Origin of the sequence: Georgenia satyanarayanai (assembly GCF_023715365.1) — a bacterium.
Classification (GTDB): domain Bacteria; phylum Actinomycetota; class Actinomycetes; order Actinomycetales; family Actinomycetaceae; genus Oceanitalea; species Oceanitalea satyanarayanai_B.
In genome coordinates, this window is the sequence record NZ_JAMBNZ010000008.1 from 169,520 (window position 1) to 193,320 (window position 23,801).

The 23,801-nt window shown below is 74.5% G+C and carries 27 protein-coding genes and 1 tRNA gene; 5 read left to right on the top strand and 23 right to left on the bottom strand.

Going from position 1 to position 23,801, the window contains the following annotated elements:
• Positions 1-30 precede the first annotated feature (30 nt).
• From M3148_RS11610 to M3148_RS11620, 3 genes are read left to right on the top strand one after another with little or no spacing between them, the layout of a single operon-like run.
• Complete coding sequence (locus tag M3148_RS11610; RefSeq protein ID WP_251304863.1) at positions 31-825, top strand: ABC transporter ATP-binding protein; 795 nt, start codon at positions 31-33, stop codon at positions 823-825.
• Positions 825-1,598 (top strand): ABC transporter permease subunit, encoded by a 774-nt coding sequence (locus M3148_RS11615; protein ID WP_251304864.1) that lies wholly within the window; start codon positions 825-827, stop codon positions 1,596-1,598. The genes M3148_RS11610 and M3148_RS11615 overlap by 1 nt, the downstream gene beginning before the upstream one ends.
• Before the next feature lie 22 nt (positions 1,599-1,620).
• On the top strand, positions 1,621-1,815 hold the full coding sequence (locus M3148_RS11620) for a hypothetical protein (RefSeq protein WP_251304865.1): 195 nt from the start codon (positions 1,621-1,623) through the stop codon (positions 1,813-1,815).
• A 31-nt stretch (positions 1,816-1,846) separates the two neighbouring features.
• Here the strand turns inward: M3148_RS11620 and M3148_RS11625 are convergent, their stop codons facing one another.
• From M3148_RS11625 to M3148_RS11660, 8 genes are all read right to left on the bottom strand, one after another.
• Positions 1,847-2,185 carry a TfoX/Sxy family protein gene (locus M3148_RS11625; protein ID WP_251304866.1) on the bottom strand — a complete coding sequence of 113 codons (339 nt, stop codon included), beginning with the start codon at positions 2,183-2,185 and terminating at the stop codon, positions 1,847-1,849.
• A 132-nt stretch (positions 2,186-2,317) separates the two neighbouring features.
• Positions 2,318-2,390, bottom strand: a tRNA-Ala gene (locus M3148_RS11630).
• A 74-nt stretch (positions 2,391-2,464) separates the two neighbouring features.
• Positions 2,465-3,079: a histidine phosphatase family protein gene (locus tag M3148_RS11635; protein WP_251304867.1), complete on the bottom strand. Its 615-nt coding sequence runs from the start codon at positions 3,077-3,079 to the stop codon at positions 2,465-2,467.
• The gene (gene rsfS, locus M3148_RS11640) at positions 3,076-3,477 is read right to left on the bottom strand and encodes a ribosome silencing factor (protein WP_251304868.1); all 402 of its coding nucleotides are present in this window, start codon (positions 3,475-3,477) and stop codon (positions 3,076-3,078) included. Before rsfS ends, M3148_RS11635 begins: the two co-directional genes overlap by 4 nt.
• Positions 3,467-4,567, bottom strand: a complete 1,101-nt coding sequence (locus M3148_RS11645; protein WP_251304869.1) for a hypothetical protein — start codon at positions 4,565-4,567, stop codon at positions 3,467-3,469. Before M3148_RS11645 ends, rsfS begins: the two co-directional genes overlap by 11 nt.
• A complete protein-coding gene (gene nadD, locus M3148_RS11650; protein ID WP_251304870.1) occupies positions 4,560-5,216 on the bottom strand; it encodes a nicotinate-nucleotide adenylyltransferase in 657 nt (218 codons plus the stop codon). The genes M3148_RS11645 and nadD overlap by 8 nt, the downstream gene beginning before the upstream one ends.
• Positions 5,217-5,218: 2 nt before the next feature.
• Positions 5,219-5,377, bottom strand: a complete 159-nt coding sequence (locus M3148_RS11655) for a hypothetical protein (RefSeq protein ID WP_251304871.1) — start codon at positions 5,375-5,377, stop codon at positions 5,219-5,221.
• Between the two features lie 71 nt (positions 5,378-5,448).
• On the bottom strand, positions 5,449-6,783 hold the full coding sequence (locus tag M3148_RS11660) for a glutamate-5-semialdehyde dehydrogenase (protein ID WP_251304872.1): 1,335 nt from the start codon (positions 6,781-6,783) through the stop codon (positions 5,449-5,451).
• A 132-nt stretch (positions 6,784-6,915) separates the two neighbouring features.
• Here M3148_RS11660 and M3148_RS11665 point away from each other — a divergent pair, with 132 nt between their 5' ends.
• Positions 6,916-7,902, top strand: coding sequence for a COX15/CtaA family protein (locus M3148_RS11665; protein ID WP_251304873.1), 987 nt, complete (start codon positions 6,916-6,918; stop codon positions 7,900-7,902).
• Positions 7,903-8,033: 131 nt separating this feature from the next.
• On the opposite strand, the gene M3148_RS11670 is transcribed toward M3148_RS11665, so the two are convergent.
• The 15 genes from M3148_RS11670 to M3148_RS11740 form a co-directional block, all read right to left on the bottom strand.
• On the bottom strand, positions 8,034-8,660 hold the full coding sequence (locus M3148_RS11670) for an NUDIX domain-containing protein (RefSeq protein WP_251304874.1): 627 nt from the start codon (positions 8,658-8,660) through the stop codon (positions 8,034-8,036).
• Positions 8,657-10,486: a CTP synthase gene (locus M3148_RS11675; protein WP_251304875.1), complete on the bottom strand. Its 1,830-nt coding sequence runs from the start codon at positions 10,484-10,486 to the stop codon at positions 8,657-8,659. The genes M3148_RS11670 and M3148_RS11675 overlap by 4 nt, the downstream gene beginning before the upstream one ends.
• 26 nt (positions 10,487-10,512) lie before the next feature.
• Positions 10,513-11,622: a glycosyltransferase family 4 protein gene (locus M3148_RS11680; protein ID WP_251304876.1), complete on the bottom strand. Its 1,110-nt coding sequence runs from the start codon at positions 11,620-11,622 to the stop codon at positions 10,513-10,515.
• A gap of 21 nt (positions 11,623-11,643) precedes the next feature.
• Positions 11,644-13,266, bottom strand: a complete 1,623-nt coding sequence (gene murJ / locus M3148_RS11685; protein ID WP_308203241.1) for a murein biosynthesis integral membrane protein MurJ — start codon at positions 13,264-13,266, stop codon at positions 11,644-11,646.
• Positions 13,267-13,282: 16 nt separating this feature from the next.
• The gene (locus tag M3148_RS11690; protein ID WP_251304877.1) at positions 13,283-14,104 is read right to left on the bottom strand and encodes a hypothetical protein; all 822 of its coding nucleotides are present in this window, start codon (positions 14,102-14,104) and stop codon (positions 13,283-13,285) included.
• A complete protein-coding gene (locus tag M3148_RS11695) occupies positions 14,104-15,141 on the bottom strand; it encodes a copper transporter (RefSeq protein WP_251304878.1) in 1,038 nt (345 codons plus the stop codon). Before M3148_RS11695 ends, M3148_RS11690 begins: the two co-directional genes overlap by 1 nt.
• A gap of 7 nt (positions 15,142-15,148) precedes the next feature.
• On the bottom strand, positions 15,149-16,360 hold the full coding sequence (steA, locus tag M3148_RS11700; protein WP_440136934.1) for a putative cytokinetic ring protein SteA: 1,212 nt from the start codon (positions 16,358-16,360) through the stop codon (positions 15,149-15,151).
• A complete protein-coding gene (gene recN / locus M3148_RS11705) occupies positions 16,357-18,039 on the bottom strand; it encodes a DNA repair protein RecN (protein ID WP_251304880.1) in 1,683 nt (560 codons plus the stop codon). Before recN ends, steA begins: the two co-directional genes overlap by 4 nt.
• A complete protein-coding gene (locus M3148_RS11710) occupies positions 18,036-18,884 on the bottom strand; it encodes an NAD kinase (RefSeq protein ID WP_251304881.1) in 849 nt (282 codons plus the stop codon). The genes recN and M3148_RS11710 overlap by 4 nt, the downstream gene beginning before the upstream one ends.
• A complete protein-coding gene (locus M3148_RS11715) occupies positions 18,881-19,708 on the bottom strand; it encodes a TlyA family RNA methyltransferase (RefSeq protein WP_251304882.1) in 828 nt (275 codons plus the stop codon). The genes M3148_RS11710 and M3148_RS11715 overlap by 4 nt, the downstream gene beginning before the upstream one ends.
• 1 nt (position 19,709) lies before the next feature.
• Complete coding sequence (locus tag M3148_RS11720; RefSeq protein ID WP_251304883.1) at positions 19,710-19,898, bottom strand: hypothetical protein; 189 nt, start codon at positions 19,896-19,898, stop codon at positions 19,710-19,712.
• A gap of 83 nt (positions 19,899-19,981) precedes the next feature.
• Positions 19,982-20,302 carry an AzlD domain-containing protein gene (locus M3148_RS11725; protein WP_251304884.1) on the bottom strand — a complete coding sequence of 107 codons (321 nt, stop codon included), beginning with the start codon at positions 20,300-20,302 and terminating at the stop codon, positions 19,982-19,984.
• Positions 20,295-21,005 (bottom strand): AzlC family ABC transporter permease, encoded by a 711-nt coding sequence (locus tag M3148_RS11730; protein WP_251304885.1) that lies wholly within the window; start codon positions 21,003-21,005, stop codon positions 20,295-20,297. The genes M3148_RS11725 and M3148_RS11730 overlap by 8 nt, the downstream gene beginning before the upstream one ends.
• Before the next feature lie 11 nt (positions 21,006-21,016).
• Positions 21,017-22,084, bottom strand: a complete 1,068-nt coding sequence (locus M3148_RS11735; RefSeq protein WP_251304886.1) for an HAD-IIA family hydrolase — start codon at positions 22,082-22,084, stop codon at positions 21,017-21,019.
• The gene (locus M3148_RS11740) at positions 22,081-23,100 is read right to left on the bottom strand and encodes a hypothetical protein (protein ID WP_251304887.1); all 1,020 of its coding nucleotides are present in this window, start codon (positions 23,098-23,100) and stop codon (positions 22,081-22,083) included. Before M3148_RS11740 ends, M3148_RS11735 begins: the two co-directional genes overlap by 4 nt.
• On the opposite strand from M3148_RS11740, the gene M3148_RS11745 reads away from it, so the two are divergent.
• Positions 23,041-23,801 (top strand): hypothetical protein (locus M3148_RS11745; protein ID WP_251304888.1); only part of this gene is annotated, 761 nt, incomplete at its 3' end. The genes M3148_RS11740 and M3148_RS11745 overlap by 60 nt on opposite strands.

Here is a 23,801-nt window from a genome sequence, read left to right on the forward strand (position 1 = left end):
CCCACCCGGCCGACCACGAAGGACGAGCCCATGGACAGCACGACGACGGCGACGAACCGGCACGAGCCGACGAGCCACCAGGCGACAGTGCCCGTGATCATGGCGCGCAAGCTCGGGCGAGCCTTCGGTGACGTGCGCGCGGTCGACGGGATCGACATCGACGTCCACCGCGGACGCATCGTCGGCTTCCTTGGTCCCAACGGCTCGGGCAAGTCGACCACCCTGCGCATGATGCTCGGTCTGCTCGAGCCGACCACCGGCGGCGTGACGATCCACGGCGTGCCCTACGCCCGGCTCGAGTCACCGCTGACGACCGTGGGTGCCTCCCTCGACGGCCAGGCCTTTGCGCCCTCGCGGACCGGGCGCCAGCACCTGCGGTGCTGGGCGGGGCTCGCCGGCGCCTCACGCGAACGGGTGGACGAGCTCCTCGACCTCGTCGGGCTGTCCCGTGCCGCCGAGCGCCGGGTCGGCACGTACTCCCTGGGGATGAAGCAGCGGCTCTCCCTGGCCACCGCACTCCTCGGCGACCCGCAGATCCTCGTCCTCGACGAGCCGTCCAACGGGCTCGACCCCGAGGGCATCCTGTGGCTGCGCCGGACCCTGCGGGAGCTCGCGCGCGAGGGACGCACCGTCGTCGTCGCCTCCCACCTGCTCAGCGAGGCACAACGGATGGTCGACGACGTCCTCCTCATCCGCGACGGCGTCGTCCTCTACCAGGGCGCCCTCGCGGAGCTCCTCGCCTCGGTGCCCGCCCCCGAGCGCGGCGAGAGCGACCTCGAGCACGCGTACCTGCACCTCACCCGGCAGCGGGAGGTGGCGGCCTGATGGTGACGCAGCTGTCCTCGGAGCTCCGCAAGCTCACCACGACGTGGAGCTGGTGGGCCATCGGCGCCGCCATGGTCCTGTGCACGACCGCGCTCGTGGCCGTCCTGCTCCTCTCCGGCCTGCACGTCGAGCAGTCGCCGCTGGACCTGTCCACCGTCGCCGGCGTCAAGGCCGTCTACAGCCTCGGTGCGGGCATCACCTACGTCTTCACCCTCGTGGCGGGGATCCTCGTCGTCACGAGCGAGTACCAGACGGGGACGATGGCCCAGACCCTGCTCGCCAACCCGGACCGCCGCTCGGTGTACCTCTCCAAGGTCCTCGCAGCAGCCGTGTCGGGGCTCGTCTTCGGCGCCGTCACCCTCGCCGCGAGCGTGGCCACCACCGCCGCCCTGCTCGCCTCCGAGGGGCTGAGCCCGCAGCTGGGAGAGGCGGCCGTCACGCGGGGGCTCGGGGGGACCGTCGCCACCCTCACGCTGTGGGCGGTCATCGGCGCGGGCCTCGGCGCCCTGGTGCGCAACCAGCTTGTCGCCGTCGTCGCGGTGGTCGTCCTGAGCCAGGCGGTCGAGCCGATGCTCAGGATCGCGCTGCCGGGACGCGCGGCCGACTACCTCCCCAGCTCCATCGCCGACGCAGCGAGCGGGGGGACGGTGATGTCCCTCGCGATGGGCAGCAGCGCACTCGACCAGAGCACGGCGCTCGGCCTCATGCTTGCCCTGACCGCCGTCGTCGCGCTCGTAGGGGCGCACCGCTTCCGCCGCTACCAGGTGACCTGACCGACCGAGGAGAGGAACCGTCATGGACCAGCACACCCGTCCCGGAGTGTCCGAGATCGTCACGTTCGTCGCCGCCGCACTCTGCGCCGTCCTCGGCCTGCTCGTCTCGCCCAGGTACGGCGGGGCCACCTGGCTGGTCCTCGCGGTCGCCGCGCTGCTGCTGTGGCAGGGCGTCACGCTGCGGCGGCGCCGCACCGGCTCGACGAGCGAGTCCTAGCCGGGCGCCGCCCGCCGGGCTCCGCGCGGGCCTACCCTCCCGCGGTGACGGTCCGGTTGTGCTCGAGCGCGATCTCCAGCCAGGACGCGAGACCGTCTCCCGCCAGAGCGGTCGCCGCGACCTCGACCCAGCCCGGGCCCATGTCCCGGTCCGGTCCCATGACCGCCTGCGCCGCACCGGGCCGGGCGAGGAGCTCCTCGTGGCGGTCGGCGTCGACGCGCAGGAGCAGCCCGCCGTCCTTGACGGCGCTGGCGACGAGCTTCTCCCTCACGAGGAAGGAGCGCGTGCCGAACATCGTCACCTCCCGGACCGGCTCCTCACCGGCGAGCAGCGCTCGCACCCGCTCGACGAGCTCGGTCTGTGCGCTCATCACGGCTCGCTCGTCCCGGCGGACACTGCCCGAGGACCAGTCTGCCGCGGACGGGTGGGCTCCGGAGCGGCTTTCCGGTGCAGGAACGCCAGAGGCGCGGCACCCGGTGGGTGCCGCGCCTCTGACCAACTGTGGAGCTAGGGGGATTCGAACCCCCGACCTCTTCCATGCCATGGAAGCGCGCTACCAACTGCGCCATAGCCCCTTGCTGCGTCACCGAGTCTAGACGACGGCCGACCTCGCTGACCAATCGCTCGGCCGTGGTGCGCACCACACTGCTCAGGCGGTGAGGTTGTGCGCGGTGAGCCGCCAGCCGGGGCGCCGGCCGGGGTTCGGCGCGACGAGCGCCCACGCGCAGTTGTCCAGTCCGCTGAGCCCGAACCAGGCCCCGGCGTCGAGGTCGAGCAGGTGCGTGAGCCCCAGGGTGACGGCCGCTCCGTGTGCGACGGCGACGAGCACGCCGTCGTCCTCGACCTCACCGGCCGTCTCGAGGAGCGCTGCCGCGACGCGCCGCCCGACGTCGACTCGCGTGTCCGCCTCGATCCCCTCCGGCTCCTCCCCCTGCCGCCAGGCACGGAAGGCGGTCGGCCAACCGTCCTGGATCTCGGCCTGGGTCAGGCCCTCCCAGTGGCCGAAGGAGCGCTCCCGCAGCCGCGGCTCGGGCTCGACGGGCAGGCCGGTGAGCTCACCGAGGGGCGCCGCCGTCGCCAGCGCACGCTGGAGGTCGGAGCTGATGATGCGGGCCGGCCCCAGCTCGGCGATCCGGGCGGCAGCGGCCTCGGCCTGAGCGGTGCCGGTCTCGTTGAGCGGGATGTCGGACTGGCCCTGCAGCCGCCCGGAGGCGTTGAAGTCGGTCTGTCCGTGCCGCCACAGGACGATGGTGCGGGCGGTCATGTCGTGGCGCCGGCGTCGTCCTCCTCGGCCGGCCCGTGGAGGTCGGCGGGCAGCTCGATGACGGGGCAGTCCTTCCACAGGCGCTCGAGGGCGTAGAACTCACGGTCCTCGGTCTGCTGGACGTGGACGATGATGTCGCCGTAGTCGAGCAGCACCCAGTGCGCCTCGGTGACGCCCTCCTTGCGCATCGCCTTGGCGCCCTCGCCGTGCAGGGCCTCCTCGACGCCGTCGACGATGGCGCGGACCTGGCGGTCGGTGGCTCCCGACGCGACGACGAAGGCGTCGGTGAGCACGAGGCGCTCGCTCACGTCGAGCGCGACGATCTCCTCGGCCTTCTTGTCTGCGGCCGCGCGGGCGGCGACGACGGCAAGGTGGCGGGCTCTCTCGTCAGCTGGCACTGGACTCCTCGGGTTGTGTGGTGGTGGCGATGGTGGTGGTCAAGGCGTCGGTCGAGCCGGCGAAGGCGTCGGTGGCGAGCAGCCAGATGAGCGCGCCGATGATGGCGGCGACGAGCACGAGCACGGCGACCTTGATGATGGTCACCGCGGGGTTGTGCTCCTGGGGCGCCCGCGTCGCGGGGGCGGGCTGGGCGTCGGGCTCGGGCGCCGGGTCGCCGGCGCGCAGCGAGCGGCGCGAGGGCGCGGGGCCCGCGGCGGCGTCGGGGCTGGCGCCGGAGACGGCATCGATGGCCACCCACCGGGGCCGCAGGAGGACGTCGTCCTCGGTCTCCTCCGCACTCTCCGCCGTGTCGGGCTCCGGCAGCGCGGCACGGGCCGCGCGGGCCGGCCCGTCGAGGTTGAGGGAGAAGGTGGCGCGCTCGGACCAGACCGCCGGTCCGGTGGCCGGCTCCGCGTCTGCCGCAGCTGCGGTGGGCTGGGATCCTGGCGCGTCCGGACGGACGACGGGCTGGATGCCGGTGAGCTGGCCCGTGGCGTCCAGCGCCCGAATGCCCTGGGCGGTGCTCGGGGTGCGGACGACCGGTCGCCGGCCGGTCGCGGTGCGCTCCTGGGGGCGCTCGGCGGTGTCCGGCTGGGGTGCGCGTTCCCGCAGGGAGCGACGGCTGGGGATCCGCGGTTGCTCGGAGCCGGGCCGCGCGCCGCTCGAGGCGGCGGAGGCGGCCGACGGCGCGCTGACCGGCGACGGCGCGGAGACCGCCGTCGTCCCGCTCGCGGAGGCGGAGGGTGCACTCGGTGCGGACGCGGGCTGCGGCGTCGCGGCGGCGGACGTCGACGGCGCGGAACCGGCCGACGGCGCCCACTCAGAGGTCGTCATCGGCGGCGGGACCGGGCGCTCGTGGTGCTGGCCGAGCGGCAGCTCACCGGTGGCGATCGCCTCGAGGCGCGCGGCCTCCTCCGCCTGCTGCCAGCGCAGCTCACGACGGGTCAGCGGCCGGTCGCCACCGGTCTGCTCGGCGGCGCGGGCGGCGGCACGCTCGGCCTCCCGGCGACGGCGGCGCTCCCCCGCGGGACGGTCCGTCCCCTCAGTCATCGGCTCGTCCTCCTTCACGGCTGGGCGGCTTCGCACCGGCGCCGGAGGCGACCGGCGACCGGTACAGGTCGTGCTTGTGGATGTACTGCACTACGCCGTCGGGCACGAGGTACCAGACGGGCATGCCCTCCCGGACCCGGCGGCGGCAGTCGGTGGAGGAGATCGCCATCGCGGGCACCTCCATGAGCGAGACGCCGCTGCTCGGCAGGCCGGTGTCGTCGAGCTGGTGGCCCGGGCGGTTCACCCCGACAAAGTGGGCCAGGGACCACAGCTCGTCGACGTCCTTCCACGACAGGATCTCCGGCAGCACGTCGGCACCGGTGATGAAGTACAGCTCTGCGTCCCGGAAGGCGGCCTTGAGGTCGCGCAGCGTGTCGATCGTGTACGTGAGCCCGGGCCGGTCGATGTCCACCCGCGAGACGGTGAACCGCGGGTTGGACGCCGTCGCGACGACAGTCATGAGGTAGCGGTGCTCCGCGGGGGTGACCTCGCGGTCCTGCTTGAACACCGGCTCACCGGTGGGGACGAACAGGACCTCGTCCAGCGAGAACACGTCGGCGACCTCGCTCGCGGCCACCAGGTGGCCGTGGTGGATCGGGTCGAAGGTGCCTCCCATGACGCCGATCCGCCGCGCCTGGTGCTGGGTCATGCTCAGCGGCGGCGCGTGTGCACGTTGCGGTAGGCCAGCGTCACCAGCAGCAGGAGCAGGAGGATCGCAAAGGCGATGATCCCGTACATGATCGCCGGCATCGGGAGGTGGTTGGCGTGCTCCTCGGTCTGCTGGGCGAGGTTCACGAGCGAGCTCGTCATGGGGTCGGCTTCCTTCCGTCGAGACGTGCTACCCAGTCTCCCACGGTCAGGGAGGTGGGACCGTAGGGACCTTACTCGCGCACGTGGCCGTCGCCGACCACGATCCACTGGGTGGTGGTGAGCTCCCCCAGGCCCATGGGGCCGCGGGCGTGGAGCTTCTGGGTGGAGATGCCGATCTCCGCGCCCAGGCCGAACTGCCCGCCGTCGGTGAAGCGGGTGGAGGCGTTGACGATGACGGCGGCGGAGTCGATCTCACGGGTGAAGCGCTCCGAGGCGCGCAGGCTGGTGGTGCAGATCGCCTCGGTGTGGCCGCTGGACCAGCGGCCGATGTGCTCGATGGCGGCGTCGAGGTCGTCGACGACGCGCACGGCCAGGTCGAGGCTGAGGTACTCGGTGGCCCAGTCCTCGTCGGTGGCGGGGGTGACCTCCACGCCCTGCGGGGTGAGGGCGGCGGCGTCGTCGTCGGCGTGGATGCGCACGCCGGCCTCCCCGAGCGCGGCGAGCGCGACCGGGAGAAAGTGCGCGGCGGCGGCGCGGTGGACCAGGAGCGTCTCGGCTGCGTTGCACACCCCGGTGCGCTGGGTCTTGGAGTTGAGCACGATGGCGAGGGCCTGGGCGACGTCGACGTCCGCGTCGACGTAGACGTGGCAGTTGCCCACGCCGGTCTCGATGACCGGCACGAGGGACTCGCGCACGACGGTGCGGATGAGGTCGGCGCCCCCGCGCGGGACGAGGACGTCGACGAGCCCGCGGGCGCGCATGAGCTCGACGGCGCCCGCGCGGCCGTGGACGTCGATCGACTGGACGAGGTCGGCGGGCAGCCCCTGCGCCTCCAGGGCCTCGCCGAGGACCTCGACGATGACGGCGTTGGAGGAGGCCGCGGCCGAGCCGCCGCGCAGGATGACGGCGTTGCCGGACTTCAGGGCCAGGCCGGCGGCGTCGACGGTGACGTTGGGCCGGGCCTCGTAGATCATCCCGACCACGCCCATCGGCACGCGCACCTGGCGCAGGGTGAGGCCGTTGGGCAGGGTGGAGCCGCGCACCACCTCACCGACGGGGTCCGGGAGGGCGGCGAGCTCGCGCAGGGCCTCGGCGATGGCGGCGATGCGCTCGTCGGTGAGGGCGAGGCGGTCGAGGAGGGAGTCCGTCATGCCGCCCGCGCGGCCGCGGTCGAGGTCCTCGGCGTTTGCGGTGACGATCCGTGCGGACGACGCGACGAGCGCGTCCGCCATCGCGTGCAGGGCGGCGTCCTTGGTCGCGCGGGTGGCGGTGGCGAGCACCCGGGAGGCGGTCTTGGCCGCCCGTGCGACGTCCTCCACGGCGGCGCGCACGTCCCCGGTCACCGGCGCGGTGGGACCGGGGTCGGCGACAAGGTGGGCGGGCTCGAGCACAGGCGTGTCCGTCATGCCCTCCAGGGTAGGCCGGACCACCGACAGCCGGTAGGCGCGTCTCCCGGAGCAGTCACGGCGCCCCTGTGGCGCCCGGGCAGTGACGCCCGTCCCAGCCGTCGCCGCACGCTGGCGACGTACCCTGGTGGGGTGACCTCGACCAGTCCCCTGCCCGCGTCGGCCACACCCCCGGCCACCGCCTCCCCCGGACCGTCCCGCTCCCGCGACGGCCTCGTCGACCGCCTCACCTGGGGGCTGGCCGTCGCCAACCTCGTCGCGCAGATCGGGATCATCGTCACCGGCGGCGCCGTGCGGCTCACCGGCTCCGGGCTCGGCTGCTCCGAGTGGCCGCTGTGCGAACCGGGCTCCTTCACCCCGACGTTCCACGGCGAGAGCGACCTCCACCAGGCGATCGAGTTCGGGAACCGGACGCTCACCGGTCTGCTCGGGATCATCGCCCTCGCCCTCGTGTGGGCGGTGTACCGCCGCCAGCCGACCGCCTCGCGGCCCCCGTCGCTCAAGCGGCTCGCGCTGCTGCCGCTCGCCGGGATCGCCCTCCAGGCGTTCGTCGGTGGCGTCACCGTGTGGGTGGACCTGCACCCCGCGATCGTCGGCTCGCACATGCTCATCTCGCTGGCCCTGGTCGCGGTCTCGACCTACCTGCTGCTGCGCCTGGCCTCGCCCGATGCGCCCGCCCGGGCCGCGTCCTCCGGCCGCCTACGCACCGTCGGCGGGCTGGCCGGGCTCGTCGGCGTCGTGCTCCTCGTGCTCGGGGTGGTGACGACGGGCGCCGGGCCGCACTCCGGTGACGAGACCGAGCCCTACCGCTGGGCGCTGGACCCCGCGTTCATCTCCAGGCTCCACGCGCTGTCGGTGTGGACCTTCGTCGTCCTCGTCGCCGTCGGCCTGGTGCTCGCCCGCCGCGAGGGCAACACCGCGGCGCTCCGCGCCTGGGGCTGGCTGCTCGCGGCCACGCTGCTGCAGGGAGTCATCGGTTACGTCCAGTACTTCACCGGCCTGCCCGAGGTCCTCGTCGGACTCCACATGCTCGGCGCGGCGCTCACGGTCGTCGCGATCGTCTACGCCGTCGGCGCCCTCGCCACCCGCACCCCCGCCCCCCTCCCCGTCCACAGCTGACCCACGGCTCCGTCGCCGACAGCCGGATTCCTCGGCCGCCCGACGGGACGGGGAAAGCTCCAGCTGTCGGCGGACGCGGTGGGAGCGGAGGAATCCGGCTGTCGGCGAGGGAAGGCGGCAGGGGGCGAGGGCTAGCGGAACCAGGGGGCGTCGGCAGGGCGCAGGGTGGCCCAGCCGGCGGCGCGGGCGCTGGCCGCGGCGAGGATGCCGACGACGGCGCTCGGGTTGTGCAGCCGGCCCTCGTGAACCGCGGCGAGGGCCTCGTCGAGGGGCACCCACCGGGTGGTCATGTCGCGCTCCTCGTCGGCGCGCTCGTGCCGCTCCGCCTCGGGGACCTCGGTGACGTCGCGCGCGAGGTAGATGCGCAGCGACTCGTTCGAGCCCCCCGGTGAGGTGAAGTAGTCGACGAGGACGTCCCAGCGTCCGGCCTGCAGGTCGGTCTCCTCGGCGAGCTCGCGCTGCGCCGCGACGAGGTAGTCCTCGCCTGCGACGTCGAGCAGCCCGGCCGGGATCTCCCACAGCACGGCGCGCACGGGGTGGCGGTACTGGTCGACGAGCGCGACCTCCTCCCCCTGCGGCCCCTCGCGCAGGGCGACGACGGCGACCGCGCCGGGGTGGTCGAGGAACTCGCGCACCACCGGCTCGGCGTCGTCGCTCAGGCGCACGTCCTCACCGGCGAGGTCGAAGACCTTGCCCTCGTGCAGGACCCGCCGGGCGACGATCTCGCGGTCGGCGTCCCGCCGGTCGGCGATCGTCACGCGCCGGCCTTCCGGGAGGCCGGGGAGTGCTCGGCCGCGCCGGGCGCGGGCGTCTCGTCGACGAGGTCGGTCGTGCGCGGCACGCCCGCCTCGTCCACTCCGGTGCCGCTGGGCGCGGCAGGGACGCCGTCGCCCTCGACCTCGAGCAGCCGGGTGGCGCGCTGCCGCTCGAGCGCCGCACCGACGAGCCCGTGGAACAGCGGGTGGGCCCTGGTAGGCCGCGACTTGAACTCGGGGTGGGCCTGGGTGGCGACGTAGTACGGGTGCTTCTCGCGGTCCAGCTCGACGAACTCGACGAGGGAGGAGTCCGGGGAACGCCCGGAGATCTGCAGCCCAGCCTCGACGAGCGCGTCGCGGTAGTTGTTGTTCACCTCGTAGCGGTGGCGGTGACGCTCGGTCACGCGGGTGGTGCCGTAGGCCTCGGCGACGACGGAGCCGGGGGTGAGGACCGCCTCGTAGCTGCCCAGGCGCATGGTGCCGCCCATGTCGCCGCCGCCGCCCTCGACGAAGTCGACCTGCTCGGCCATCGTCGCGACGAGCGGGTCCGGCGTGCCGGGGTCGAACTCGGTGGACGAGGCGTTCTCCAGGCCCAGGACGTTGCGGGCGTACTCGATGACCATGCACTGCAGGCCCAGGCAGATGCCGAGCGTGGGCACCTGGTTCTCGCGCGCCCAGCGCAGCGCGCCGAGCTTGCCCTCGATGCCACGCACGCCGAAGCCGCCGGGCACGAGGATCGCGTCGACGTCCTGGAGGGCGCGGCGGGCGCCCTCGGGGTCGGCGCAGTCGTCGGCGGGCACCCAGCGGACGACCACCTGGGCGTGGCGGTGGAAGCCGCCGGCGCGCAGCGCCTCGGTGACCGAGAGGTAGGCGTCGGGCAGGTCGACGTACTTGCCCACGAGGGCGACCTCGACGGTGTTCCGCGGCTTGCGCACGCGCTGCAGGAGGTCGTCCCAGTCGCTCCAGTTGACGTCCCGGAAGGGGACGTTGAGGCGACGCACGACGTAGGCGTCCAGGCCCTCGCGGTGCAGGACGGCGGGGATCTCGTAGATGGAGGAGGCGTCCTCGCACTCGACGACGGCCTCGCGGTCGACGTCGCACATGAGGGCGATCTTGGCCTTGACGCCCTCGGGCAGCGCACGGTCGGTGCGGCAGACGATGGCGTCGGGCTGGATGCCGATGCTGCGCAGCTCGCTCACCGAGTGCTGGGTGGGCTTGGTCTTCAGCTCACCGCTCGCCTTGAGGTAGGGGATGAGGGAGACGTGGACGAAGAAGACGTTGTCGCGGCCGAGGTCGTGGCGCACCTGGCGGGCTGCCTCGAGGAACGGCAGGGACTCGATGTCACCGACCGTGCCGCCGATCTCGGTGATGATGACGTCGGGTGCCTGGGCGCCGTCGACCGGCTGCGCCTGGGCGCGCATCCGCGCCTTGATCTCGTCGGTGATGTGCGGGATGACCTGGACGGTGTCGCCGAGGTACTCCCCCCGGCGCTCCTTGGCCAGCACGGTCGAGTAGACCTGACCGGTCGTCGTATTGGCGGCGCGGGACAGGTTCACGTCGAGGAAGCGCTCGTAGTGGCCGATGTCGAGGTCGGTCTCCGCCCCGTCCTCGGTGACGAAGACCTCACCGTGCTGGAAGGGGTTCATCGTGCCGGGATCGACGTTGATGTAGGGGTCGAGCTTCTGCATCGTGACGCGCAGGCCGCGCGCGCGGAGCAGCTGGCCCAGGCTGGAGGCCGTCAACCCCTTGCCGAGGGATGACGCGACACCACCGGTGACGAAGATGTGCCGAGGGACTGTGTCGCCGCTAGTGCGGTGAAGGGTGACCACGGAATTCCACCTTAGCAGTCGGTCGGTCAGGTCCGGTCCGTACCGCGAGTGCGCTGCGGCACCACGGCTCGAGCGTAGACGTCGCGCAGCTGGGTGACGACGTCCTGTGGAGTGGGGAGGCGACCCGCCCGGGCCCGTGCGGCGTCCCGCAGCCGGTCGCGCTCGGCGTCGTCCGTCAGCAGCCGCGCGACGGCAGCGGAGAGCTGCTCAGCCCGCGGCGCGACGAGGACGGCGGCCTCGGCCGTCACCTCGCGCGTGCCGCCCACGTCGGTCGCGACGATGGCGGCCCCGGCCTGCAGGGCCTCCTGCAGGGCGAGCGGCTGCCCCTCCCACGTGCTCGTCGACACCACGACGTCGGCGACGCCGTTGAGGGCGGCGACGTCGTCGCGGCGGCCGGCGACGACGACAGGCAGCGCCTCGGCACGGACACGTCCGGAGAGCTCATCGGCGAGGGGCCCGTCCCCGACGACGACCCACCGGAAGGCCGGGGCGCCGTCACGCACGAGGGTGGCGGCGGTGTCGGCGAGGAGTCCCAGGCCCTTCTGCGGGGCCAGGCGCCCGACGGTGAGCACGAGCCGCTCCTGCGCCGTGAGGCCGAGGGAGGCGCGCAGCTGCTGCCGGGCGGCCTCGTCGAGCGTGCCCGTCTCGGCGCGGGCCGGTGCGGGGACCAGTGCCCGCTGCGCGGAGGCGCCCAGGCGGGTGGCGCGGGCGACGAGGTCGCCGCTCACCCCGAGGACGAGGTCGGCGCCGCGCGCGACGACGCGTTCGAGGACGGCCGCCACCGCCTGCACCTTGGGCCCTCCCACGGGAAGGTTGTGGAGGGTGACGACGACAGCGGGGCGCCCCCGCATCGCGCGGGTGGCGAGCACGGCGGCGGCCCCGGCGCGCAGCCCGTGGGCGTGGACGAGGTCGGTGCCGGCGAGCACGCCGCGCAGCCGCTTGAGGGCCGCGACGTCGCTGGGACGCGGCCGGTCGGCGATGTCGACGACGGCGGTCGGCACCGGTGACTCGGCGACGACGTCGGCCGGTCCGGCGAGGAGCACCTGCTCCCCCGCGTCCGCGAGGAGTCCGGCGACCTGACGCGCGTGCCGGGCGACGCCGCCCGCGCTCGTCGAGGTCAGCTGGACGATCCGCATGGCCCTCACCATGTCACGGCCTCACGACCACCGCGCGGGACGCAGCGCGGTGCGGTCGGCAAGCACCACCGCGAGCGCGCCGAGCAGCGCGGCGCACAGGCCGCCGGCCGCGGCGGCGAGCAGCCCGGACAGCAGCTGGGGCCCCACCGCCCCGAGGACGGCGTCGGTGACGAGCCGGCCGGCCAGTCCCCCGGCGGCCGCACCGACCGCGCCCACCGCGATCGTCCGCACGAGCCCGCCGAGCGCTGCGTCGGCACCGAGGGCACGCCGCAGCGCCCACAGCAGCAGGAGGCCGGCGACGGTCATGCCGATCGACGTGCCCAGCGCGAGGGACCTGAGCGTGGCCGGCCCGTTCCCGCCGTCGGGCGCGGTCATCTGGACGAGGACCGCCGCGGCGACGCTGACGACGAGCCAGCCGGCCGCCGTCGCCGTCACGGCGGCCCGGCCGCGGTCCAGGGTGTACAGGCAGCGAGACACGTGGAAGACAAGCCCGTAGCCGACGACGGCCGGGGTCAGCCAGGTGACCGCCGTCGTCATCCCCTCCATCGTGCCGCTGAGGGAGAAGACGGCCGTGACGCCCGGCGCGACGGCCGCGAGGATGCCCGCACCGACGAAGGACGCGGCGAGCACCGAGCGGGTGGAGCCGACGGCCATGGCCGCGAAGGCAGCCCGGTCGTGGCCCCCGGAGAGCTCGGCCAGCCGCGGGAAGACGGCAGTGGCCACCGGGACCGCGAGGACGGCGTAGGGCAGGAAGTACACCGCGCGGGAGTACTCCCAGATCGTGATCGTGCCCTCCACTCCCCCGGCGCGCGCCAGCACGATGAACACGACGACGCTCACCTGCTGGGCGAGCAGCGCGCCGATCCCGGCCGCGGCGAGGTTGAGGGCGCGGCGGCCCACGCCGGGCGGGAAGTGGAGCGCGGGACGCAGGCGCACGCCGCTGCGCACGACGGGCACGAGCAGCGGCAGGCTCATCGCCGCGACGCCCAGGGTGGTGCCCCAGGCGAGCCAGTCGAGCGCGGACTGCGCCAGGCGCTCGGGGTCGTCGGCCATCCCGCCGGAGAGCATCCCGAAGGCGAGGTAGGCGCCGATGACGACGACGCTGGACAGGAGCGGGGCGATCGCCGGGAGGAGGAAGCGCCGCTGTGCCTGGAGGACGCCGGTGAGGACGACGCCCACGCCGTACAGCGGGATCTGCAGCGCGAAGATCCGCAGGAAGTAGGTGGCCAGCTGGCGCTGCGTCTCGACGTCGGAGCCGACGGAGTCGGGCAGCAGCCCGACGATCGGGCCGGCGAGGACGGCGACGAGGAGCCCGAGCGGCACGAGGACGGCCAGCGTCCACGTGAGCAGCGCCGAGGCGATGCGATCGACGTCCCCGCGCAGGTGACGGGCGAGCGGGGCGGCGAGCAGCGGGACGACCGCACCAGCGAGCGCACCGCCGGCCGCGACCTCGAACAGGACGTTGGGCAGGGTGTTGGCGGTGGAGTAGGCGTTGGCGGTGGCGGAGTCGCCGAGCGTCGCCGACTGGACGAACCACCGGACGAAGCCGACGGCGCGCGAGAGCACCGTGACGGCCGCCATCATGCCCGCGGCGCCGGCGACCCCGGAGAGGATTCGGCGGCGGCCGGTGACCGGTTCGGTCACCTCCCGGCCACCGGGCTCACCGTCGGCCCCACTGGTCCAGGGCGTGGAGGGCCGGGGTCTGGTCGATGACGCGGGAGAAGCTCACGCGCTCGCTGAGCAGCGTGAGCCCGACGACAGCGGTCAGCGCACCGCCGCGTAGGGCACGGGACGGGTGCGCGGCCAGCGCGGTGCCCAGAGTGGCGCCCAGGGCGTTGGCGCCCGTGTCGCCGAGCATGGTGCGCTCGGACAGGTCGTCGCGCAGCCCGGCGGCGGCCGCGCCGAGGGCGGTGGCGGCGACGGGCGCACCCGGCCCACCGGCCAGCGTGGTGACCGCCGCCGCGGCGCAGGTGACCTTGAGCGCCCGGCCGGGGCGCAGGTCGAAGAGGTTGAGGAGGTTGGCGGTGCCGGCGATGAGCGCGGCGCTCGTGCCGCGGTGGATGAGGCGCGCGACGGGCCCCGTACCCCGGGCGGGCAGGATCAGCGCAGCGAGCAGCGCGCCGCCGCCGATCCCGGCGATCTTGAGCGCCCCGGTGGTGACCTGGCCCGCGCGCAGCGCGCCGAGGTGGCCGCGCAGGCCCTTGACGTGGCGGTCGGCCTCCCGCTCGGTGAGGTCGTCGACAGCGCCGAGCGCGCCCGCGGCCCCCGCGGCGACGACGGCCGCCGCGCCGGTGCGACCGGAGCCGAGCAGCGCGAGGCTCGTGCCGCCGGCCTGCGCGAGCCCACCGAGGAGGCTCACCTGCCGGCCGGCGTAGTTGGTGCGTTGCCAGCGCTCGGCCCCGCCGGGCGGTGTGCCCTCGACTGCCGCGGTCACCGCTCCGGTGGCGGCGACGCCGAGCAGCGCGGCCCGCAGGCGCCCCATCAGGTGGCGTCCTCGGTCTCGTCGGCAGCGGCCTCGTCCTGCTCGGGCTCGGGCACGGCCGGCGGGGGCAGGTAGACGGCGGGCGGGACGGGCGCGGTGGCCTCGGCTCCGACGCCGTAGTGACCCACCTCCCCGGAGATGTCGACGGCGAGGGCCATCGGCACGCTGAGGCGACCGGTCAGCTCGCTGACGGAGTCGGTGGTCGTCACGGTCGCGGCGGCCTCGGAGTCGGCGCGCACGGCGCTGACGAGGTCGAGCTCGGTGGCGGCCGAGCCGGCCACGACGGTGCCCTCACCCGTCGCGGCGATGCCGCGGGCCAGGGCGACCTCCTCGGCCAGCCGCTGCTCACGGGTCTCGACGTCGGCGGGCTGGGGGCTCTCGCCGGGGCCGGTCGCCTCGCTGCGCGGGGCGACGACGACGGTCGCGTTGGCGGCCTGCTCCGGCTCCTCGGTGACCTCGACGAGCGGGTCGTCGGCGGAGACGAGGAGCTCGAGGAGCGTCTCGGCGTCGGCCGTGGGTGTGCCGTCGACGTCACCGCGGGTGAGTGCCTGGCCCAGGGCGGTGCCGAGGATGACGCCGGCGTCGGCGCCGTCCGCGGGCGCGGGGTCGAGGTAGCCGAGGATCTGGCCGGCGAAGCTCGAGCGGAAGGTCGCGGTCGCCGGGTCGGTCCACGCCTCGGTCACCTGGACCTGACCGGTGACGGTGGCGCCGGCCTGCTCCAGACGCAGGCGCACGTCGGCGACGTCGTCCTCGTCCGCGGCGGGCAGGACGACGACGGCGACGCTGCGGCCCTCGAGGCGCGAGCCGAGGGTGGCGGGGGCGACCTCGTCGAGGAACTGGTCGCGGTTCTCGCGCTCGACCTCGCTGACCTCGAGCTCGGTGCGCAGCCGGTCACGGTCCTCGCGCAGCTCCTCGACCTGGCCGGTGAGCTGGTCACCGAGGGGCTGGTTGAGGGGGCCGGCGCCGAGGAGGATGCCCAGTGCCAGGGCCAGGAAGACGGCGATGAGAGAGACGAGGTGGTAGCGGAAGTCGATCATCGTGCTCCTACGAGGTGGGCGCGGGCGGGGCGATGCCCAGCAGGTCCTTGATGGCGGCGAACAGGCCGTCGAGCCGCGCCATGACGATCTGGAACAGCGCCTGGCCGAGCTCGGTGGAGAAGAGCGCCACCCCGATGGCCAGGAGCCCGGCGAGCGCGAGCAGCACGATCTGCAGCGTCGAGATCCGGGTGCGGTAGAGCTGGGAGACGCCCTTGGCGTCGACGAGCTTGGAGCCCACGCGCAGGCGCGTGAGGAAGGTCGAGGCCATGCCGGCGCGGCCCTTGTCGAGGAACTCCACGAGGGTGGCGTGGGTGCCGACGGCGACGATGAGCTCGGCGCCCTTGTCGTCGGCCAGCAGCATGGCGACGTCCTCGCTCGTGCCGGTGGCGGGGAAGACCACGTGGTCCACGCCGAGCTGCTCGACCCGGGCCATGCCGGGCGCGCGCCCGTCGCGGTAGGCGTGGACGACGATCTCGGCGCCGCAACGCAGGGTGCAGTCGGACACGGAGTCCATGTCCCCGACGATCATGTCCGGCGTGAGCCCCGCCTCGATGATCGCGTCCGCGCCGCCGTCGACGCCGATGAGGACGGGGCGGTACTCGCGGACGTAGGACCGCAGCATCGCCAGGTCCTCCTTGTAGTGGTAGCCGCGCACGACGATGAGGACGTGGCGGCCCTCGATGGCCGTGTGCACCTCGGGCACGCCGACGCCGTCGAGGAGGAGGTCGCGCTCCCGGTTGAGGAAGTCCATCGTGTTCCCGGCGAAGGCCTCGAGCTGGACGGACAGTCCCTCCCGGGCCTCTGCCATGGCCGCGGCGACGCTCTCCTCGGTCTGCTCGGTGCCCTCGGCCACGAGCACGTCGCCGGAGTAGACGGCGCTGCCGTCCACGCGCACGGGCCGTCCCTCACGCAGCGCCATCACCGAGCCGCCGAGGTCGTCGACGAGCGGGATGCCCTCCGCGACGATGATCTCCGGGCCGAGGTTGGGGTAGCGCCCGGAGGTGGACTTGGCGGCGTTGAGCACCGCGGCCGGGCGGCAGGCGACGAGCGCCTCTGCCGAGACACGGTCCAGGTCGAGGTGGTCGATGACGGCCACGTCACCGGGCTGCAGGCGCTTGGTGAGGTTCTTCGTGCGCGGGTCCACACGCACGGGACCGGTGACACCGGGCCCGGTGTCGGGAGGCGTGCGGCGACGGAAGAGGGGACTCACGCGAGTCATCGTGCCACGACGGCACGGTCGAGCAGCTCTGCGGCGTGGCGGCGAGCCACGTCGGAGTTCTCCTGCCCGGACAGCATGCGCGCCAGCTCCTGCTCCCGCTCGGGCCCGGTGATCTCGCGCACGTCGGTGATCGTTGTCTCGCCCGTGGATTTGCTCACGAGCAGGTGGGTGTCGGCGAAGGCGGCCACCTGGGGAAGGTGGGTGACGACGACGACCTGCGCCACGCGGGCCAGGCCGGCGAGCCGGCGGCCGACCTCGATGGCAGCCCGGCCGCCCACGCCGGCGTCGACCTCGTCGAAGACGAAGGTGGGGCGCACGGCCGCGTCCCCGTCCGGCGTGGCGACGGCGACCTCGAGGGCGAGCATGACGCGCGACAGCTCACCACCGGAGGCGCCGTCTCCGAGCGGGCGGGGCGGTGAGTCCGGCCGCGGCTGCAGCAGGAGGCCCACGTTCTCCGCGCCCCACGGGCCGGGCTCGGGCAGCGGCTCGAGGCGCACCTCGAGGTGGGCGCCGGGCATCGCCAGGCCGGCGAGCTCCGCGTCGACCACCTCGGAGAGCCGGGAGCCGGCGTCGGTGCGGGCGGCGCTGAGCCGCTCGGCGAGCTCGCCGAGGGTGGCGGTGAGCTCGGTGAGCTCCTCGCGAAGCGCGGCGCCGCCGTCCTGGGGGCCGTCGATCTCCGCCAGCCGGGCCGCGGCGGCCCGTGACCACTCGCCCAGCTCGTCGGTGCTCTCCAGGCCCAGGCGCAGCGCCGCGTCCCGTAGGGCGGCGCGGCGCTCGTGGACGGTCTGGAGGCGGTCGGGGTCCGCCTCGAGGGAGGAGAGGAAACCGGACAGCTCGGTGCCGACGTCGGACAGGAGGTAGGAGACCTCGGCGAGCCGGGTGGAGAGCGCCGCGAGCTCGGGGTCGCTGACGTCGAGGGCGCGGCGAGCGTCGTCGACAAGGACGGTGGCGTCCTGCTCGGCGCCCTCCCCGGCTCCGAGGAGGGCGGCGTGGGCGCGGCCGGCGGCCAACCGCAGCTCCTCGACGTTGCCGAGCCGCTCGGCCTCCGCGCGCAGGGCGTCGTCCTCACCGGGCTGGGGGTCGAGGGTCTCGAGGAGCTCGAGGTTGGTCCGCAGGCGCACGGCCTCCCCGGCCCGCTCGTCGGCCCGGGCCTGCCACTCCTCCAGGCGCGCCTGCGCCTCGGTGAGCCGCTGCCACGTGGCGCGGTACTCCCCGAGCAGGGCGGAGACGCCGGCGAAGGCGTCGAGGAGCGCCCGCTGACGGGCGGGTGAGCGCAGGCGCAGCTGGTCGGACTGGCCGTGGACGGTGACGAGGTCGGCGGCGAGCTCACCGAGGAAGGCCTGCGGGACGCTGCGCCCGCCGGCGAAGGACCGGGAGCGGCCCTGTGCGGGCACCGCCCGCGAGAGGAGAAGGGCGTCGTCGTCGAGGGAGCCGCCGGCGTCGGTGACGCGCGCGGCGACGTCGTCCCCGACGACGAACGTGCCCTCGACGACGGCGCGCTCGGCACCGCTGCGAACCATCGCGGAGTCGCCCCGTCCGCCGAGCAGGAGGTCGAGCCCGGTGAGGACCATGGTCTTGCCGGCACCGGTCTCACCGGTGATGACGGTGAACCCCGGACCGAGCCCGAGCGTGGCCGACGCGATGACACCGAGGTTCTCGATCCGGATCTCCTCGATCACGGGTCCTTCCTCCCCCCGCGCCACCCGGTGACGGGGAGCGCGAACTTCGCCACCAGCCGCCCGGAGAAGGGCGTCGGCTCGATGCGTGCCAGCCGCACCGGCTCGGTGCCGCGCCGCACGTCGATGTGGGAGCCGACGGGCGCGGGCAGCTGGCGCCGCCCGTCGCACCACACGTCGCCGCCGGAGAGGTTGCGGTCCAGCACCTCGACGGCGAGCACCGAGGAGGGCCCGGCGACGAGCGGGCGGGCGAAGAGCGCGTGGGCGGCGATGGGGACGACGAGGAGCGCCTCGACGTCGGGCCACACGACCGGCCCGCCGCCGGAGAAGGCGTAGGCGGTGGAGCCGGTGGGGGTGGCGATGACGATGCCGTCGCAGCCGAAGGAGGACAGGCCGCGGCCGTCGACGCCGAGGGCGAGCTCGATGACCCCGGAGCGGTCGACCTTCTCGATGGTCGCCTCGTTGATGGCCCAGCCGCTGTGGACCACGCCCGTCGGGGTCTGGACCTCGACGTCGATCGTCATCCGCTCCTCGACGGTGTAGTCGCGGTCGGCGATGCGCTGGACCACCTCCCCGAGGCTGTCCGGGTCGGCCTCGGCGAGGAAGCCGACGTGCCCGAGGTTGACGCCGATGAGCGGGACGTCGCGGCCGCGGACGAGCTCGGCGGCGCGCAGCAGGGTGCCGTCACCGCCGAGGACGAGGACGAGCTCGGGGTCGTGGGAGGGGTCGTCGTCGAGCTCGCGGACCGGTTCGATGCCGAGCTCGCGCAGCCCCGCCTCCGCCTGGGCGGCCGCGGTGACCGCCTGCTCGCGCCACTCGTGGCTGACGAGGAGGACCCGGCGGCTCACGGTGCCACCGCCGGGCGCTGGTCGATGGCGGCAGCGATCACGGCGTCGAGCTCCTCGGGTGGGTGGACACGGCTCGGGTCACGGCGCAAGCCTATGAAGTACTCGACGTTCCCGCTGGGACCGGGCAGCGGGCTGGGTACGACGGCATAGGTCCCCAGGCCCAGCGCCGCGGCGGCATCGGCGACGGTCCGCACGGACTCGGCGTGCAGGGCGGGGTCGCGCACGACACCGCCCTTGCCCAGGCGCTCCTTGCCGACCTCGAACTGCGGCTTGACCATGAGAAGGAAGTCGGCGTCCGGCACGGCCGCGCCGGCGAGGGCGGGCAGCACGAGGGTGAGGGAGATGAAGGACAGGTCCCCGACGACGAGCCCGGGCGCCGGGGCGACGGCGGCGGGGTCGAGGGTGCGGACGTTCGTGCGGTCCAGGACGGTGACCCGGGGGTCCTGCTGGAGGGACCAGACGAGCTGCCCGTAGCCGACGTCGACGGCGACGACGTGCTCGGCCCCGCGGCGCAGCAGCACGTCGGTGAAGCCACCGGTGGAGGCACCGGCGTCGAGCGCGCGGCGGCCGGCGACCGTGGGGGCCTGGTCACCGAGGGCGTCGAGGGCGCCGGCGAGCTTGTGCGCGCCACGGGAGGCGTAGTCGTCGGTGGGCGGGGCGACGACGCGCAGCGCCTGGGCGGGGTCGACCTGCCGGGCGGCCTTGGTGACGGCGACGCCGTCGAGGAGGACGTGGCCCTCTGCGATGAGCTCGGCGGCGTGCTGGCGCGAACGAGCCATCCCGCGGCGGACGAGCTCGGCGTCCACCCTGACGAGGCGCGCCACGTCAGGACTCGGCCGCGGACAGCTGGGCCGTCAGGGCGCGGTGGACGGCGTCGAGGACGGTGACGTGCTCGCCCAGGGGACGCTCCGCGAGGGTCTCGAGCTGCGCGAGCTCGGGGACCGGCTGGGGTGCCGTGGGGCCGGGGCGCGGCGGCGCGGGCCGAGGGGCTGGCGCTGGCGTCACGTCCGGCATGGGTCTCCTTCTCACGTCCGTCCTGCAGGGTCCGCTCCCCCGCCAATGTACCGCCGTGGCGGCCCGGACCGGCGGCGCCGCCCTCAGGTGAGGTTGACGAGCAGGACGTAGGTCAGGGTGCCGGCGCCGACGCTCAGCAGGGTGCGGCGCCCGCCGGTGAGGTGGACGGCGACGGTGACGGCGGCGGCCAGCGCGGCGTGGAGCAGGTGCCCGCCGGTGGCGGAGGAGCGGAAGGTCGCGGCGGCGAGCACGGCGAGGATGCCGGCGGGCATCCAGGCCGCCATCGTCGTGACGAGACGCGAGTCGCGCAGCGGCTCGAGGATCGCGAAGGGCACCGCGCGCAGCGCGAGGGTGATGACGAAGACGGTCGCGAGGACGGCGACGACGTAGCCCGGCTCAACCACGTGAGCCTCCTCTCGTGAGGGCGTACCGGCCGAGGAGGAGACCGACGAGCAGGACGAGTCCGAGGAGGAGGACGGAGTCGGGGGCGACGACGACGGCGCAGGTGAAGGCGAGCCCGGCGAGCAGCAGCGACGGGACCTCCCGGCGGCTGCGAGCCGCGTCGAGGGTGAGCGTGATGAACAGGGCGCACAGCGCGAACTCCAGGCCCTGGACCGGTCCGGGCAGGAGGGAGGCGACCGCGACGCCGGTGAGGCCGCCGCCCACCCAGTAGGCCTGGAAGCACACCTGCATGGAAACCAGCCGCCACGCCGTCCAGCCGCGGGGGCGCACGGCGGTCATCGCGTAGGCCTCGTCGATGAGGGCGTAGACCGAGTAGGCGCGGGCCACCGGGTGGCGCACGACGCGCAGGGGGAAGGAGAAGGCGTAGAAGACGTGCCGGAAGTTGACGACGAGGGTGGTGACGGCGATCGCCGCGATCGAGGCTCCCCCGCTGATCATCCCGACGAGGAGGAGCTCGAGGGAGCCGGCGAAGGCCGCGACGGACAGCGCGGGGGCGAGCCACCACGGCAGCCCGGCCTGGACGACGAGGAGGCCGAAGGCCACGCCGAGCGGGTACATGCCCAGCCCGGCCGCCAGGGAGGCCCGGACGCCCGCGCCGATCTCGGCGCGGCGTCCGGTGCCCCCCTGGGTGGTCGGCCGTGACACGGGAACCGGGGTCAGCCGACCACCAGGGCCGGGACGGCCTCCGGCGCGAGCGGGGCGCTGCGGTCAGCGGCGTCCCACGCGGCGACGCACAGTGCTCGCCAGCCGTCGAGGCTGACGCGTGCGCGGGTGCTGCCGCCCAGCCGCTGCGTGTCGGAGGGGCCGAGCGGGCCGGTGGGGTCGTCGAGGAGCTCGAGTGCGCCGTCGTGCACGCGTGCGAGGGCGGCACCGGAGCCCCACCAGCCGTCCTCGACCTCGACCGGCGAGGGGTGCTGGACGAACAGCCCGCGCAGGTCGATGGCGAGGAGGGAGGGGCGCTGGTGCGCCGGGGCGAGGACGGTGTCGCGCGCGGTGGTCACACCGGTGAGGACGAGGAGGCCGGGCATGCCGGCGGCCCGTGCGCCCTCGAGGTCGGTGTCCAGGCGGTCGCCGACGGCGATCGGCGTCGAGGCCCCGAGCCGGTCGGCGGCCTGGTGGTAGATCGCCGGGAGCGGCTTGCCGGACGCGAGGGGCTTGATGCCCGTCGCCTCGACGACGGCGCGCACGAGCGCACCGTTCCCGGGTGCCACGCCGCGCTCCTTGGGGATGGAGCCGTCAAGGTTCGTGGCCACGTGTCGGGCTCCGGCGCGGACGGCGTAGGCGGCCTCGGCGAGGTCATGCCACCCCAGGTCGGGGGCGAAGCCCTGGACCACTGCCGCCGGGGCGTCCGCGGCGCTCGTGACGAGCTCGAAGCCCGCCGCGCTCAGCGCGGTGCGCAGGCCCTTGCCACCGACCGGGAGCACCCGGGCGCCGGGCTCGAGCTCTTCCTGCAGCAGGAGAGCCACCGACTGGGCGGAGGTGACGATCTCCTGCGGCACGCAGGGGATGCCGAAGCCGGTGATCTGCGCGGCGATGTCCTCCGGTTCCCGGGAGGAGTTGTTCGTGACGTACAGCGGACGCAAGCCCCGCGCGGCGGCCGCCTGGATGGCGGCCGGCGCGTGGTTGACGGGCTCGTCACCCAGGTAGACGACCCCGTCGAGGTCGTACAGGGCGACGTCGTAGGTGTCGGCGGGTACGGCGGACCCGGTGAGAGTTGCCGTCACGGGCGCTCCTCCTCGGTGTCGGCGAACAGGTCGAGCTGGACCTGCTCGGGCTCGTCGGCGTCGTCCTCCTGCTCGGGCTCCGCGTCCGGCTCGGGCTCGGCCTCGGCCTCGACCTCGGGCTCGGGCTCGGCCTCGGCCTCCACCGCGGCCTCGGGCTCGGGGTCGGACTCGGGCTCCACCTCCGGCTCGATCTCGACCTCGGCCTCCAGCTCGGCCTCAACAGTGGCCTCCGCCTCCGGCTCCAGCTCTGCCTCAACGACGGCCTCATCCTCAGGCTCGGAAGCAACCTCGGGCTCCGCCTCCGGCTCGACCTCAGCCTCAGCGGCTGCGTCCGTCTCGGTGCCGTCCTCGGGCTCGGGCTGCGTCGCCACCGGGTGATCCGGCGCGTCGTCCTCGTCCTCGTCCCCGAGGAGGTCGACCACGACGAGCTCCTCGTCCTCGAGCTGCATCTCTCCCGCGGCCTCTCGGACAGCGGCTGCCTCCTCGTGACGACCGAGCGTCTCGAGACGGTCGGCGCGCACGAGCTGCAGCCGGCGCTTGGGCTCGGCGTCCTTGACCGCCGGGAGCAGTCGCTCCACGACGAGCAGCGCGGCTTCGTGCTCACCGAGGTCGGCGCGGGCGCCGCTCTCGACGAGGGTGAGCTCGACGGCCTCGGCAACGGGCAGCGTCCGGCCCTTGGCCTCTGCGATGACGCTGAGCGCCCGCTCCGGGCGGCCCAGGCCACGCTCGCAGTCCGCCTCGATCGCCGGGTGGGCGTCCATGCCACTCAGGCGGCGCACGGTGCGGACCTCACGCAGTGCCTCCGCGTACCGGCCGGTGGCGTAGGCGGTGAGCGCGAGAGCCTCGCGGACGACGTCGACGCGCCCAGCGCTGCGCACAGCGGTGCGGGCGTGCTCGTAGGCAAGCTCCGGCTCGGTGTCGACGAGCCTGCCGGCCATGATGAGGTGGGAGGCGACGTGGTCGGCGTTCGACTTCGTCAGCGTCCGCAGCCGGGCGCGCGCGGCGCGGTCCAGCATGTCGGGCGTGACGTCCTCATCGATGATCGGCTCCGGCTCGCGCTCGACGCGGCGCGGGTCGAGCTCACCGGGGCGGCTGGGGCGGCCGCTTCGCGCATTGGCCGCTGCGTCGCCACCCTCCTTGCTGAAGCGTCGGGGAGCGCGCGGGTCGTCGCGACGTGCGTCGCGACGCGGCCCACCGCGACGGTCGTCGTCACCGCGGGGCCGGAAGCCCCGGCCCTCTCGCCCACCGGAGGGCTGCTCGCTCCCACGGTGCGGGCGGGAGCTCCACTCGCCACGGCGCTCGTCGGAGCCGCCGGAACGACGGTCCTCGCCCCGAGGGCCGGAGTCCCGGGGACCACGACGCTCGTCGCCGCCACGGCTCGCACCGAAGTCACGGCCACCACGGGTGTCACCACCACGGCTCGCACCAAAGTCACGACCGCCACGGGTGTCACCATCACGACGCGGACCGAAGTCACGACCGCCACGGGTGTCTCCGCCACGGCTCGCACCAAAGTCACGGCCACCGCCACGGGCATCGCCATCACGGCGCGGACCGAAGTCACGACCACCGCCACGGGCATCGCCATCACGGCGCGGACCGAAGTCACGACCACCGCCACGGGCATCGCCATCACGGCGCGGACCGAAGTCACGACCACCGCCACGGGCATCGCCATCACGGCGCGGACCGAAGTCACGACCACCGCCACGGGCAT

Bases quoted from the DNA above. Each gene is read 5' to 3' on its own strand.
- M3148_RS11680 (WP_251304876.1), bottom strand. From the start codon at position 11,622: ATGCGGATCGTCCAGCTGACCTCGACGAGCGCGGGCGGCGTCGCCCGG.
- M3148_RS11645 (WP_251304869.1), bottom strand. From the start codon at position 4,567: ATGACTGAGGGGACGGACCGTCCCGCGGGGGAGCGCCGCCGTCGCCGG.
- M3148_RS11720 (WP_251304883.1), bottom strand. From the start codon at position 19,898: ATGCCGGACGTGACGCCAGCGCCAGCCCCTCGGCCCGCGCCGCCGCGC.
- M3148_RS11610 (WP_251304863.1), top strand. From the start codon at position 31: ATGGACAGCACGACGACGGCGACGAACCGGCACGAGCCGACGAGCCAC.
- M3148_RS11615 (WP_251304864.1), top strand. From the start codon at position 825: ATGGTGACGCAGCTGTCCTCGGAGCTCCGCAAGCTCACCACGACGTGG.
- M3148_RS11655 (WP_251304871.1), bottom strand. From the start codon at position 5,377: ATGACGAGCTCGCTCGTGAACCTCGCCCAGCAGACCGAGGAGCACGCC.
- steA (WP_440136934.1), bottom strand. From the start codon at position 16,360: ATGACTCGCGTGAGTCCCCTCTTCCGTCGCCGCACGCCTCCCGACACC.
- M3148_RS11625 (WP_251304866.1), bottom strand. From the start codon at position 2,185: ATGAGCGCACAGACCGAGCTCGTCGAGCGGGTGCGAGCGCTGCTCGCC.
- M3148_RS11740 (WP_251304887.1), bottom strand. From the start codon at position 23,100: ATGCTGGACCGCGCCGCGCGCGCCCGGCTGCGGACGCTGACGAAGTCG.
- M3148_RS11620 (WP_251304865.1), top strand. From the start codon at position 1,621: ATGGACCAGCACACCCGTCCCGGAGTGTCCGAGATCGTCACGTTCGTC.
- M3148_RS11635 (WP_251304867.1), bottom strand. From the start codon at position 3,079: ATGACCGCCCGCACCATCGTCCTGTGGCGGCACGGACAGACCGACTTC.
- nadD (WP_251304870.1), bottom strand. From the start codon at position 5,216: ATGACCCAGCACCAGGCGCGGCGGATCGGCGTCATGGGAGGCACCTTC.
- M3148_RS11660 (WP_251304872.1), bottom strand. From the start codon at position 6,783: ATGACGGACACGCCTGTGCTCGAGCCCGCCCACCTTGTCGCCGACCCC.
- M3148_RS11695 (WP_251304878.1), bottom strand. From the start codon at position 15,141: ATGATCGACTTCCGCTACCACCTCGTCTCTCTCATCGCCGTCTTCCTG.
- M3148_RS11690 (WP_251304877.1), bottom strand. From the start codon at position 14,104: ATGGGGCGCCTGCGGGCCGCGCTGCTCGGCGTCGCCGCCACCGGAGCG.